We start from the raw sequence: 12,019 nt of genomic DNA on the forward strand, positions 1-12,019 counted from the left end.
ATTGAAACAAATATTAGGCGGATTTGGTATTTTTGTTGCGCTGCACCTGCAAAATGGATATCCAGCGGCAAAGCTGAAAAGGACACGATTCATGGCCCATGACGGACAAGACCTGACCCTGACCACCGAAACGATCCTGCCCGACCTGATCATATTGACCGCTGCGGCGCTCGAACCCGCAAACGCCATCCTCGATCTGGCCAACGCCCGCGTGCGCGACATGGTCGAAGCGGACGGTCGCATCTCGGGCACCCTGATCGAGGAAAACCAGACCGCGGCACACGGGCTGGCATGGCTTGCCACCTACGTGGAATCGCTCCGCCAGATGCAGGGCTGGGCCGAACGTCTGACCGCCGATGGCAGATTCAGCGAGGTCGAACAGCTGATCCACCAGATCGCCTTTGGCGAATACCTCTGGCAAATCTACGGTGGCATCCAGATGAACCAGGGCGAAATGGTCCGACTTCAGGACATCGGCCTGTCGCAGGACGACATGCGCGTCCTGATGTCCCCCGAAGTGATGCAGCTGACCCAAGGCGGCAACACGCAGGCCGCCCGTATTCGGCTTGTCGAACTGATGCAGGAACGCAGCGCCGAACTGACCGTCGGCGTCTGTGGTCTCGATGACGAGCTTGAGATGATCCGCGAACAGTTCCGCCGCTTCTCGCTCGACAAGGTCGAACCCTATGCACAGGAATGGCATCTCAAGGACGAGCTGATCCCGATGGAGATCATCGACGAACTGGCCGAAATGGGCGTGTTCGGCCTGACCATCCCCGAGGAACATGGCGGTTTCGGCCTGTCCAAGAACGCCATGTGTGTCGTGTCCGAGGAACTCTCGCGCGGCTATATCGGCGTTGGCTCCCTCGGCACCCGGTCCGAGATCGCGGCCGAACTTGTGATCGCGGGCGGCACCGACGCGCAGAAGGCCAAATGGCTGCCTGGCCTCGCCTCTGGGGAAATCCTCCCCACGGCCGTGTTCACCGAACCCAACACCGGATCCGACCTCGGCAGCCTGCGCACCAAGGCCGTGAAGGACGAGAACGGCGACTGGATCCTCAACGGCAACAAGACATGGATCACCCATGCCGCCCGCACCCATGTGATGACGGTGCTGGCCCGCACGGTGCCCGACACAGACAATTACAAAGGCCTGTCGATGTTCATGGCCGAAAAGACCCCGGGCACCGATCAAGCCCCTTGGCAGGATGCGGGCATCTCCGGTGGCGAGATCGAAGTCCTCGGCTATCGCGGCATGAAGGAATACACGCTCAATTTCGATGACTTCAAGGTCAAGGGCGAGAACCTGCTGGGCATGGAAGAGGGCAAGGGCTTCAAGCAGCTGATGGAAACGTTCGAATCCGCCCGCATCCAGACCGCCGCCCGCGCCATCGGCGTGGCGCAATCGGCGCTCGATGAAGGCATGAAATACGCTCAGGATCGCAAGCAGTTCGGCAAGGCGCTGATCCATTTCCCGCGCGTTGCGTCGAAACTGGCGATGATGGCCGTCGAAATCATGGTCGCGCGTCAGCTGACCTATTTCTCCGCCCGCGAAAAGGACGAAGGCCGCCGCTGCGACCTCGAGGCCGGGATGGCGAAACTGCTGGGCGCACGGGTGGCTTGGGCTGCCGCCGACAACGCGCTGCAAATCCACGGCGGCAACGGCTTCGCGCTGGAATACAAGATCAGCCGCATCCTCTGTGACGCGCGCATCCTCAACATCTTTGAAGGTGCCGCCGAAATTCAGGCGCAGGTCATCGCGCGACGCCTGCTGGGGTGAACTGCGCTCCCGGATGCAAAGGTCCTTGGAAGGTCGGGCAACGTGCCCGGCCTTCTTTTTTTTTGCCGGCAACACATGTGTCTGATCTGCATCCAGATCGGCGGCAGACCGGGCTGATGGACGTAATCAAGGCGGTCGAGATTTACAACGACCTCAGCACCTGAAACCCCGGCCTGATCTTCTTCGGTTTCAAAATACCTCGGGAGCGCGAGGGCAGAGCCCTCGCATCCGCCCCCGGCGGATCATTTTCCGTTGACGGAAAATGCCGGACGTATCAGCCGTCCTTGCGGATGACCTCGTTTTTTGGATCATAAGGGCTGTCCTCGACAACCTCCGCATCCCAAAGCTGGTCGAACATCTTGACCTGCAGTTTGGTCCCCGGCACCGCCAGTTCGGGCTTGACATAGCCCATCCCGATGGATTTCCCGAAGGCCACCGAATAGCCGCCCGAGGTCAGACGCCCGACACGGGTCTCGCCGTGATACAGCACTTCGCGGCCCCACGGATCGGCATCGTCGGGCCCGTCGATCAGCAGCGTGCAGCATTTGGACCGTACACCCGTCGCGATCAAGGCGTCTTTCCCGTGGAAGTCCTTGTCAAGATCGACAAAGCGCGGCAGGTCGGCTTCGAGCGGGGTCGCATCGCGGCCCAGTTCGTTGCCGAAGGCGCGATAGGATTTTTCCTGACGCAACCAGTTCTGCGCCCGTGCCCCCACCAGCTTCAACCCATGTGGCGCACCCGCCTCCATGAGCCGATCCCAGAGATGGTTCTGCATCTCGATCGGGTGATGTAATTCCCAACCCAGCTCGCCGGTATAGGCGACGCGCACAGCAACGACGGGAACCATGCCCAGTTCGATCTTGCGCAGGCCAAGCCATGGGAAACGCTTGTTGGACAGCGCCGTTTCCGGCTCAGCATCCCGGATCAGGGCCTTTAACACATCACGGGATTTTGGTCCGGCAATCGCAAAGACGCCCATGCGTGTAGTCCAATCTTCAAGATTGATGCGACCGAACTCCGCCTCCTTGTCTTCGATGGCCTTGCGCAGGAAGTCCGCGTCATAGGCCGACCACGCGCCCGCCGAAATAAGGACAAAGCGATCCTCTTCCTCACGCATGATCGTGTATTCGGTGCGCGTGGTGCCCTTCGCGGTCAGCGCATAGGTCAGGTTGATCCGCCCGACCTTGGGCAGCTTGTTGGTGGTGAACCAGTCAAGGAACGCAGCGGCACCGGGCCCGTGCAGCACGTGCTTGGAAAAGGCGGTCGCGTCGATCAGACCCACGCCTTCGCGCACGGCCTTGGCTTCGTCCACCGCATATTGCCACCAGCCACCGCGCTTGAAGGACCGCGCATCGTGGTCGAAAGTCTCCGGCGCATCCAGAGGCCCGTAATAGTTTGGACGCTCCCAGCCATTCACATGACCGAACTGCGCGCCCAGCGCCTTTTGCCGGTCGTACGCCGGGGCCGTACGAAGCGGACGGCACGCAGGACGCTCTTCGTCCGGGTGATGCAGGATATAGACGTGCTCATACGCCTCTTCGTTCTTGCGCGCGGCGTATTCCGTGGTCATCCACGACCCGTAGCGCTTGGGGTCGAGCGAGGCCATGTCGATCTCGGCTTCCCCCTCGACCATCAACTGGGCAAGGTAGTACCCCGTGCCGCCCGCCGCGGTGATGCCAAAGCTGAAGCCTTCGGCCAGCCACATGTTGCGCAGCCCCGGAGCCGGACCCACCAGAGGGTTTCCGTCAGGCGTGTAGCAGATCGGACCGTTGAAATCGTCCTTCAGACCCACGGTTTCCGACGACGGAATCCGGTGGATCATGCTCATGTATTCTTCCTCGATCCGCTCCAGATCGAGCGGGAACAGGTCGGCGCGGAAACTGTCAGGTACGCCGTATTCGAACCGCGCCGGCGCATTGCGCTCGTATGGGCCGAGGATCCAGCCGCCACGCTCTTCGCGCACATACCACTTGGCATCGGCATCGCGCAGCACCGGGTGTTCGGGATTGCCCGCCTTGCGCCATTCGACCAGTGCGGGGTCCGGCTCTGTCACGATGAACTGGTGCTCCACCGGGATCGCGGGGATCTTGATCCCCAGCAGCTTTGCCGTGCGCTGCGGGTGGTTGCCCGTCGCTGTCACGACATGTTCCGCGTGAATGACGATCTGCTCTTCTGACGGCACGAGGTTGCCGCCCTTTTCCACCATCTTGGTGCAGGTGACATCCCAATGATCGCCGGTCCAGTGGAACGCGTCCGCCTGCCACTTTCGCTCGATCATCACGCCGCGCTGACGAGCGCCCTTGGCCATCGCCATGGTGACGTCTGCGGGATTGATGTAGCCGTCGGTCGGGTGGAAGATCGCACCGACCAGATCGTCGCAATTCACAAGCGGATACCGCTCCTTGATCTGCGCAGGCTTCAGCCACTCATAAGGCACGCCACAGGTTTCCGCCGTGCTCGCATAGATCATGTATTCGTCCATGCGCGCCTGCGTCTGCGCCATGCGCAGGTTGCCGACGACGGAAAAGCCCGCGTTCAGACCGGTCTCTTCCTCGAGCGTCTTGTAGTACTTGATCGAATAGTCGTGAATATGGGTCGTCGCATAGGACATGTTGAAATAGGGCAACAGGCCAGCGGCATGCCAGGTCGAGCCGGATGTCAGTTCATCCCGCTCGAGCAGCATCACGTCGTCCCACCCTGCGCGGGCGAGGTGATAGGCAATCGAGGTGCCGACAGCGCCACCACCGACAACCAAAGCTTTGACATGCGTTTTCATGGGTCTTCACTCCGAGACATTTGTCCCGTGCATACCCGTCGTGCAAACGCGCCACCAAACCGTCCCGACACGTTGCAGCAGGAAAACGACGCGCTGTCGATTCCCGTCGTTACCGCAGCACCCGCGCCCGTGGATAAAGCGAGATCTCTGGCGCAAGGGACGTTGCCACCGAGGCCAGAATGAGGGGCGCATTCACCGGCGCGGCAGGCTCGGTCAGGGCCAAGGCCCGTTCGGGCACGGCAAGCCCCACCTTGGCAAGCACGCCAGCCTCGTCGATGACCGCGATGCCGCGCACCGCGCTGGTCCTCGCCGCGTCGATCACCGCAAAGGCGATGGCGGCCTCGTCTCCGTAGCGATCAACGACCGACAGCTTGTAGGCGTCAAAGGAATAGTCGTCGTCAGCAGCCTTGGCCTGCTGCGTATAGTCCCAGGTTCCCACCACGCCGCACAGTCCCGCAGCGTAGAACCCAAGCTTGAAGATACTCTTTACAAGTTTACCAATCATAAAAACCCCAGGCAGACATGCGGCCATTTTGGGTCAGCAAGGCGTGTGAAATAGGGTTGAAAAACGGCTTTTCAGCGGTGGATCGCGTGGCATTGGTGTCAATCCAGCAACAATCCGACGCCATCCCTAACTTCGTGAGCAAGATCGAACCAAAGCGAAAAGAGACAGGCGCGCAGTTCGATGAAAGCACGCCAAAGACGTTAATGCACGGCTTTGGCAGATTCACGCTGGCCCAGCGCGTTCTGGCCCTTTCGCAGCAGTGAAACCAGACCTATAAGAGCCTCGGCTTTCGACTGACAGAGTCGTAGGCCCAAGAGTTTTTGGGGTGAGGCAGATCACAGATGTTTGGACTGGACAAACTGTTGGGCATGTTTTCTTCGGACATGGCCATCGACCTTGGGACCGCGAACACGCTGGTCTATGTCAAGGGACGCGGCATCGTTCTGTCTGAACCCTCGGTGGTGGCCTACCACATCAAGGACGGTCAGAAGAGAGTGCTGGCCGTGGGCGAAGACGCCAAGCTGATGCTGGGCCGCACCCCCGGCAGCATCGAGGCCATTCGCCCGATGCGCGAAGGCGTGATCGCGGATTTCGATGTGGCTGAAGAGATGATCAAGCACTTCATCCGCAAGGTTCACAAGCGCTCGACCTTCTCCAAGCCCAAGATCATCGTCTGCGTCCCGCATGGCGCGACCCCGGTCGAAAAGCGCGCGATCCGTCAGTCGGTTCTGTCGGCTGGCGCGCGTAAAGCGGGGCTGATCGCCGAACCTATCGCAGCCGCCATCGGTGCGGGCATGCCGATCACCGATCCCACCGGAAACATGGTCGTCGATATCGGCGGTGGGACGACCGAAGTCGCGGTCCTGTCGCTGGGCGACATCGTCTATGCGCGCTCGGTCCGCGTCGGGGGCGACCGCATGGACGAGGCGATCATCAACTACCTGCGTCGTCAGCAGAACCTTCTGGTTGGCGAATCGACCGCCGAACGCATCAAGACGTCCATCGGCACCGCGCGGATGCCCGATGACGGGCGTGGCTCATCCATGATGATCCGGGGCCGCGATCTTTTGAACGGCGTTCCCAAGGAAACCGAGATCAGCCAGGCTCAGATCGCCGAGGCGCTGTCCGAACCTGTGCAGGCGATCTGCGAAGCGGTGATGACCGCTCTCGAAGCCACCCCGCCGGACCTTGCCGCCGACATCGTTGACCGGGGCGTCATGCTCACCGGAGGCGGTGCGCTTCTGGCGGACCTGGATCTGGCGCTGCGTGAACAGACAGGGCTTGCCGTGTCGATTGCGGATGAAAGCCTGAACTGCGTCGCGCTCGGGACCGGAAAGGCGCTGGAATACGAAAAACAACTGCGCCACGCGATTGATTACGACAGCTGATCCGACCACCCATGTGCCCAAGTTTATGGTAAGAGTACGCGCAACCTGATCCGCAAACAGGTTCGCTTTTTTCGGGAGGCGCTTGGAAAGGGAAGTCTTGGCAAAGAACGGCACCAACAGCGAAGACTACACCACGCCGCTGCGGCGCTTGCTGCTGGCTGTGGTCATCCTGTGTCTTTTGGGTCTTTTCTTTGTCTGGCGGATCGACAGTCCTCGGGTCGAACGGTTCCGCGCGGCGGTCATCGACACGGTGATGCCGAGCTTCGACTGGGCGATGGCCCCCGTCACCGCCACCGTGAACATCGCCCGCGATTTCCGAAGCTATCAACGCATCTACGAACAGAATCAGGAACTCCGTCGCGAGCTGCGCCAGATGACCGCCTGGAAAGAGGCGGCGCTGCAGCTCGAACAGGAAAACGCGAAGCTGCGCGACCTCAACAATGTGCGGCTCGATCCGCGCCTGACCTACATCACCGGCGTTGTGCTGGCTGATTCAGGCTCGCCCTTCCGCCAATCCGTTCTGATCAATGTCGGCTCGCGCGACGGGATTGTTGACGGATGGGCAACAATGGATGGCACCGGCCTTGTCGGACGCATCTCCGGCGTCGGGCCGAACACCAGCCGCGTGATCATGCTCACCGACGCGACCAGCCGCATCCCGGCGACGATTCAGCCCTCGGGCCAGCGCGCCCTGATCGTCGGTGACAACACGTCCGCGCCCCCCATCGACTTTCTGGAAAACCCCGACCAGGTGCGGCCCGGCGACCGCATCGTCACCTCGGGCGACGGCGACGTGTTCCCGCCCGGTCTGCTGATCGGTCAGGTGGCACAAGACCCCGGTGGGCGGCTGCGTACACGCCTTGCAGCCGATTATGAACGGCTCGAATTTCTGCGCGTCCTACGCGACCACGGTGCGCGTCGGGTGTCCAACCCCTCGGCGCTGATCTTGCCTGAAACACCCCCCGGCGCCACCGATGCCGCCGCAGTGGAGCCGGGCCAATGATGGACACAGGCCTCTTCCAGCTTTGGGGGATGCGGCTGCTGCTTGTTTTTCTGGCGCTGCTGATCCTGTTCTTCCACCTGCTGCCGCTCGACCCGGCCCCAAGCAACTGGGCTGGCCCGGATATTCTGGTGGCGCTGGTCTTCGCCTGGTCCGTGCGCCGTCCGGAATACGTTCCGGTCCTGCTCGTCGCGGGTGTCATGCTCTTGGCGGACATGATGCTGCAACGCCCGCCCGGTCTTTGGTCGGTTCTCGTGGTCTGTGCCGTCGAATGGCTCAAATCCCGCGAGCGACGGCAGCGCGAGACCACATTTGTTCTTGAATGGCTCACCTTCGCAGGTACCCTGATCGTGATCACGATCCTCTATCGCGCGGTGATGATGATCCTTATCCTTGCACCCGGCACGCTCACGCTGAGCCTTGTTCAGGTGCTGATGACGATCGCTTTCTACCCGGTGGTTGTGGGCGTGTCATATTTTCTGTTCGGGGTGCGCAGATCCGCACCCGGTGACATGGATCGGTTGGGGCGGACCCTATGAGACGAGCGCCAAAGGATACCGCGGAAAGCTTCCGCAAGATCTCGCGTCGCGGGGTGTTTCTTGGTGGCGTGCAGCTTGCCTTCGCGGGGGCACTGGGATTGCGGATGCAACATCTGCAGGTCGATCAGGCCGATGAATTCCGCCTTCTGGCCGAAGAGAACCGCATCAACATCCGCCTCATTCCGCCCACGCGGGGCCAGATCTTTGATCGCAACGGGGTCATCATTGCCGGCAATGAACCCTCGTACCGCATCACCATGGTTAAGGAAGACGCGGGCGATGTCGATGACGTGATCGCGCGCCTGTCCTCGCTGGTCGAACTGGACGAGGACGAGTTGAACCGCGCACTGACGGAAATGCAACGCAGCGCGCCGTTCCTGCCCGTCACCGTCGCCGAACGCGTGACATGGGACGACATCAGCCGCGTCGCCGTGAACGCCCCTGCCTTGCCCGGTGTCACCCCCGAGGTCGGTCTGTCGCGCATCTACCCCCGCCGGGGTGATTTCGCGCATGTGGTCGGCTATGTCGGCCCGGTCAGCGAACGCGATCTTGCGCGTTACGAAACCCCCGATCCGGTGCTGCGCATCCCCCGGTTCCAGATCGGCAAGGTCGGGATCGAAGCCCGGCACGAAGACACCCTGCGCGGACGTGCCGGGGCCAAACGCGTCGAGGTGAACGCCGTCGGCCGCGTGATGCGCGAACTGGACCGCCGCGAAGGCACGCCAGGTGCCGACATGCAGCTGACCGTGGACAGCAGGTTGCAAAGCTACATCCAGGCCCGGCTTGGCGAAGAAAGCGCGTCGGTCGTCGTGATGGACGTGAACAACGGCGATCTTCTGGGCATCGTGTCGTCGCCATCCTACGATCCCAACAAGTTCGTGCGCGGCATCTCGGTCGCGGATTTCGGCGAATTGCGCGACAATGACCATCGCCCGCTGGCCTCGAAAACCGTGCAGGATGCCTATCCTCCGGGATCGACCTTCAAGATGGTCACGGTTCTTGCGGCGCTCGATGCCGGTGTCGTGGCGCCCGAGGAAACAGTGTGGTGCCCCGGCCACATGGAAGTCGCGGGCCGCCGGTTCCATTGCTGGAAACGGGCGGGCCACGGCCACATGAACCTCGAACAGGCGCTCCGCGAAAGCTGCGACGTCTATTACTACGACCTTGCGCTCAAGGTCGGAATCGAACGGATTGCCGAAACCGCGCGGCGGCTCGGATTTGGCGAAGCGTTCAGCATCGGCATGTCGGCCGTCACCGAAGGCCTGGTTCCCAACAAGGAATGGAAAAAGCGCGAACGCGGCGCGGGCTGGGTCATCGGTGATACGGTGAACGCGTCGATCGGTCAGGGCTTCGTCCTCGGCTCGCCGCTTCAGCTTGCCGTGATGACCGCGCGTCTGGCGACCGGCAAGAATGTCACACCGCGCCTCGTGCGACGGGTCAGCGGCGCGGAGCCCGAACTCGCGGAGGGCGAGGGTATGGGGTTCAACGAAAACCACCTGCGCCAGATCCGGCGCGCCATGTACGCCGTCACCAACGACCGGCGCGGAACAGCCTACGGGTCGCGCATCATCGACGAAACCGTTCGCATGGCAGGCAAGACGGGCACCAGCCAGGTAAGAAACATCACCGCCGCCGAACGGGCGCGCGGCGTGACCAGAAACGAAGACCTGCCCTGGAACCGGCGCGACCATGCGCTCTTCGTGAACTACGCACCCTTTGAGGCCCCGAGGATCGCCGTGTCCGTCATCGTCGAGCACGGTGGTGGCGGGTCGGCGGCCGCCGCTCCGATCGCCCGCGACGTGACCCTGCAGGCGCTTTACGGGGAAGACCCGCCGCTTGACGTCTACCCCTCCAAGGATCGCGAACACATCCGGTCGCAGCAGGAGCGCCTGCAACAGGTGCTGCGCGACAATGATCCGGATGGCCGGAGCCGCGCATGAGTTATCTTGAATATACGGTCAAGACGGTCCCAACGGGCTGGCGCAAGATGCTCTTCATCAACTGGCCACTGGTCCTGCTGCTGACGGCAGTTGCAGGTGTCGGGCTGCTGATGCTCTATTCCGTGGCCGGCGGCTCCATGCGCCCCTGGGCAGATCCGCAGATGAAGCGCTTTGCCCTCGGGCTGACGCTCATGTTCGTTGTGGCCATGGTCCCGATCTGGTTCTGGCGCAACATGTCGGTGATGGCCTACCTTGTCGCGCTCGCGCTTCTGGTGGCGGTCGAATTCTTCGGCACGGTGGGCATGGGTGCGCAGCGCTGGATCAATCTCGGCTTCATGCGCCTGCAACCTTCCGAGTTGATGAAGGTCTCCATGGTGATGGTGCTGGCTGCCTATTACGACTGGCTGCCGATCCGAAAAACCTCCCATCCAGTCTGGGTTCTGGTGCCGGTCTTCCTCATTCTGCTGCCTACCTTCCTCGTGCTGACCCAACCCGACCTTGGCACGGCGCTTTTGCTGGTGGCGGGTGGCGGGCTGATGATGTTCCTCGCAGGTATCCACTGGGCCTATTTCGCAACTGTGATCACCGCTGGTGTCGCGGGCATCTACGCCGTATTCCTCAGCCGCGGCACAGAGTGGCAATTGCTCAAGGACTACCAGTTCCGCCGCATCGACACGTTCCTCGACCCGTCCTCGGACCCGCTGGGCGCGGGCTATCACATCACGCAGGCCAAGATCGCGATGGGGTCGGGCGGCTGGACCGGGCGCGGTTTCATGCAGGGCACGCAATCCCGGCTGAACTTCCTGCCCGAAAAACACACCGATTTCATCTTCAACACCCTGGCAGAGGAATTCGGCTTTATCGGCGGCATTTCCCTGCTGATCCTCTATGTGCTGATCCTCGTCTTTTGCGTGGTGTCGGCGCTTCAGAACCGGGATCGGTATTCCTCGCTTCTGATCCTCGGCATCGGCGTCACCTTCTTCCTGTACTTTGCGGTCAACATGTCGATGGTCATGGGCCTTGCCCCGGTCGTCGGCGTTCCGCTGCCGTTGGTCAGTTATGGCGGATCTGCGATGTTGGTCTTGATGATCGCGTTCGGCTTGGTACAGAGCGCCCATATTCACAGACCGAGGTAAGCCATGCCGATCAACGTCCTGTTCGCCGCCCATGAAAAACGCTGGGCGCAATACGAAGCTCCGTTGCGCACCGCGCTGGACGAGATCGGCGTGGAATATTCGCTGGGCACCGACATGCCCCCATCCGAGGTGGATTACATCGTCTACGCGCCCAGCTCCCCGGTGCAGGATTTCACGCCCTACACCCGGCTGAAGGCGGTTCTGAATCTCTGGGCCGGGGTCGAGGATGCGGTCGGCAACCCGACCCTCAACGTGCCCTATGCGCGCATGGTCGATGACGAAGGGCTGACGCAGGGCATGGTGGAATGGGTCATAGGCCACACCCTGCGCCATCATCTTGGCATGGACGCCCATATCGTGAACCCGGATCACGCATGGGTGCCGGATGCGCCCCCCGTGGCAGCGGATCGCCCTGTCGGGATCCTTGGGCTGGGCGAATTGGGCAGCGCCTGCGGTCTGGCTCTTGCACGTCTTGGATTCCCGGTCAGCGGCTGGGCCCGCACCTCCAAAAAGATCGACGGCATCACCTGTCACACAGGCACCGAAGGGCTGCACGATTTGCTAAGGCAGTCGCAGATCCTGATCCTGTTGCTGCCCAGCACACCCGCCACTGAAAATACCCTGAACGCCGAAACGCTGGCGCTGCTGCCCAAAGGCGCGTTCATCATCAATCCCGGTCGTGGACCGCTCATCGACGATGACGCGCTGCTGGCCGCCCTCGACAGGGGTCATGTCGCCCACGCCACGCTGGATGTCTTCCGCGTCGAACCGCTACCGCAGGATCACCCGTTCTGGGCGCATCCCCGCGTGACCGTCACGCCCCACATCGCGTCTGAGACCCGTGCCCCCAGCGCATCGCGCGCCATTGCCGAGAATATCCGGCGCGGCGAGTCAGGTGAGCCGTTCTTGTATCTTGTGGACCGGGACGCCGGGTACTAAGCCCGCATCAAAAGGA

Annotated in this window: 10 protein-coding genes; 8 read left to right on the forward strand and 2 right to left on the reverse strand. The window is 62.0% G+C overall.

The window, feature by feature from the left end:
• Positions 1 to 91 precede the first annotated feature (91 nt).
• Positions 92 to 1,780 carry an acyl-CoA dehydrogenase family protein gene (locus tag IEV82_RS00320; protein WP_188479957.1) on the forward strand — a complete coding sequence of 563 codons (1,689 nt, stop codon included), beginning with the start codon at positions 92 to 94 and terminating at the stop codon, positions 1,778 to 1,780.
• 274 nt (positions 1,781 to 2,054) lie between these two features.
• On the opposite strand, the gene IEV82_RS00325 is transcribed toward IEV82_RS00320, so the two are convergent.
• Together IEV82_RS00325 and IEV82_RS00330 are read right to left on the reverse strand one after the other, a co-directional pair.
• The gene (locus IEV82_RS00325) at positions 2,055 to 4,556 is read right to left on the reverse strand and encodes a GcvT family protein (protein WP_188479958.1); all 2,502 of its coding nucleotides are present in this window, start codon (positions 4,554 to 4,556) and stop codon (positions 2,055 to 2,057) included.
• A gap of 109 nt (positions 4,557 to 4,665) precedes the next feature.
• Complete coding sequence (locus IEV82_RS00330; protein ID WP_188479959.1) at positions 4,666 to 5,061, reverse strand: hypothetical protein; 396 nt, start codon at positions 5,059 to 5,061, stop codon at positions 4,666 to 4,668.
• A 17-nt stretch (positions 5,062 to 5,078) separates the two neighbouring features.
• Between IEV82_RS00330 and IEV82_RS00335 the strand changes: the two genes are divergently transcribed.
• From IEV82_RS00335 to IEV82_RS00365, 7 genes are all read left to right on the forward strand, one after another.
• A complete protein-coding gene (locus IEV82_RS00335; protein ID WP_188479960.1) occupies positions 5,079 to 5,324 on the forward strand; it encodes a hypothetical protein in 246 nt (81 codons plus the stop codon).
• Between the two features lie 78 nt (positions 5,325 to 5,402).
• Positions 5,403 to 6,449: a rod shape-determining protein gene (locus IEV82_RS00340; RefSeq protein WP_188479961.1), complete on the forward strand. Its 1,047-nt coding sequence runs from the start codon at positions 5,403 to 5,405 to the stop codon at positions 6,447 to 6,449.
• 97 nt (positions 6,450 to 6,546) lie between these two features.
• Entirely contained in the window at positions 6,547 to 7,452 is a 906-nt protein-coding gene (mreC, locus tag IEV82_RS00345) for a rod shape-determining protein MreC (RefSeq protein WP_188479962.1), read from the forward strand.
• Positions 7,449 to 7,988 carry a rod shape-determining protein MreD gene (locus IEV82_RS00350; protein ID WP_188479963.1) on the forward strand — a complete coding sequence of 180 codons (540 nt, stop codon included), beginning with the start codon at positions 7,449 to 7,451 and terminating at the stop codon, positions 7,986 to 7,988. The genes mreC and IEV82_RS00350 overlap by 4 nt, the downstream gene beginning before the upstream one ends.
• Positions 7,985 to 9,928 (forward strand): penicillin-binding protein 2, encoded by a 1,944-nt coding sequence (gene mrdA / locus IEV82_RS00355; RefSeq protein ID WP_188479964.1) that lies wholly within the window; start codon positions 7,985 to 7,987, stop codon positions 9,926 to 9,928. Before IEV82_RS00350 ends, mrdA begins: the two co-directional genes overlap by 4 nt.
• Positions 9,925 to 11,064, forward strand: a complete 1,140-nt coding sequence (gene rodA, locus IEV82_RS00360) for a rod shape-determining protein RodA (RefSeq protein ID WP_188479965.1) — start codon at positions 9,925 to 9,927, stop codon at positions 11,062 to 11,064. The genes mrdA and rodA overlap by 4 nt, the downstream gene beginning before the upstream one ends.
• 3 nt (positions 11,065 to 11,067) lie before the next feature.
• Positions 11,068 to 12,003 carry a 2-hydroxyacid dehydrogenase gene (locus tag IEV82_RS00365; RefSeq protein WP_188479966.1) on the forward strand — a complete coding sequence of 312 codons (936 nt, stop codon included), beginning with the start codon at positions 11,068 to 11,070 and terminating at the stop codon, positions 12,001 to 12,003.
• Positions 12,004 to 12,019 lie beyond the last annotated feature (16 nt).

This window comes from Marivita lacus, from assembly GCF_014637725.1.
Lineage (GTDB): Bacteria > Pseudomonadota > Alphaproteobacteria > Rhodobacterales > Rhodobacteraceae > Marivita > Marivita lacus.

What these genes read in the sequence shown, in the direction of transcription:
- IEV82_RS00320 (WP_188479957.1), top strand. Translation starts at nt 92, where the DNA reads ATGGCCCATGACGGACAAGACCTGACCCTGACCACCGAAACGATCCTG.
- IEV82_RS00325 (WP_188479958.1), bottom strand. Translation starts at nt 4,556, where the DNA reads ATGAAAACGCATGTCAAAGCTTTGGTTGTCGGTGGTGGCGCTGTCGGC.
- IEV82_RS00330 (WP_188479959.1), bottom strand. Translation starts at nt 5,061, where the DNA reads ATGATTGGTAAACTTGTAAAGAGTATCTTCAAGCTTGGGTTCTACGCT.
- IEV82_RS00335 (WP_188479960.1), top strand. Translation starts at nt 5,079, where the DNA reads ATGCGGCCATTTTGGGTCAGCAAGGCGTGTGAAATAGGGTTGAAAAAC.
- IEV82_RS00340 (WP_188479961.1), top strand. Translation starts at nt 5,403, where the DNA reads ATGTTTGGACTGGACAAACTGTTGGGCATGTTTTCTTCGGACATGGCC.
- IEV82_RS00350 (WP_188479963.1), top strand. Translation starts at nt 7,449, where the DNA reads ATGATGGACACAGGCCTCTTCCAGCTTTGGGGGATGCGGCTGCTGCTT.
- mrdA (WP_188479964.1), top strand. Translation starts at nt 7,985, where the DNA reads ATGAGACGAGCGCCAAAGGATACCGCGGAAAGCTTCCGCAAGATCTCG.
- rodA (WP_188479965.1), top strand. Translation starts at nt 9,925, where the DNA reads ATGAGTTATCTTGAATATACGGTCAAGACGGTCCCAACGGGCTGGCGC.
- IEV82_RS00365 (WP_188479966.1), top strand. Translation starts at nt 11,068, where the DNA reads ATGCCGATCAACGTCCTGTTCGCCGCCCATGAAAAACGCTGGGCGCAA.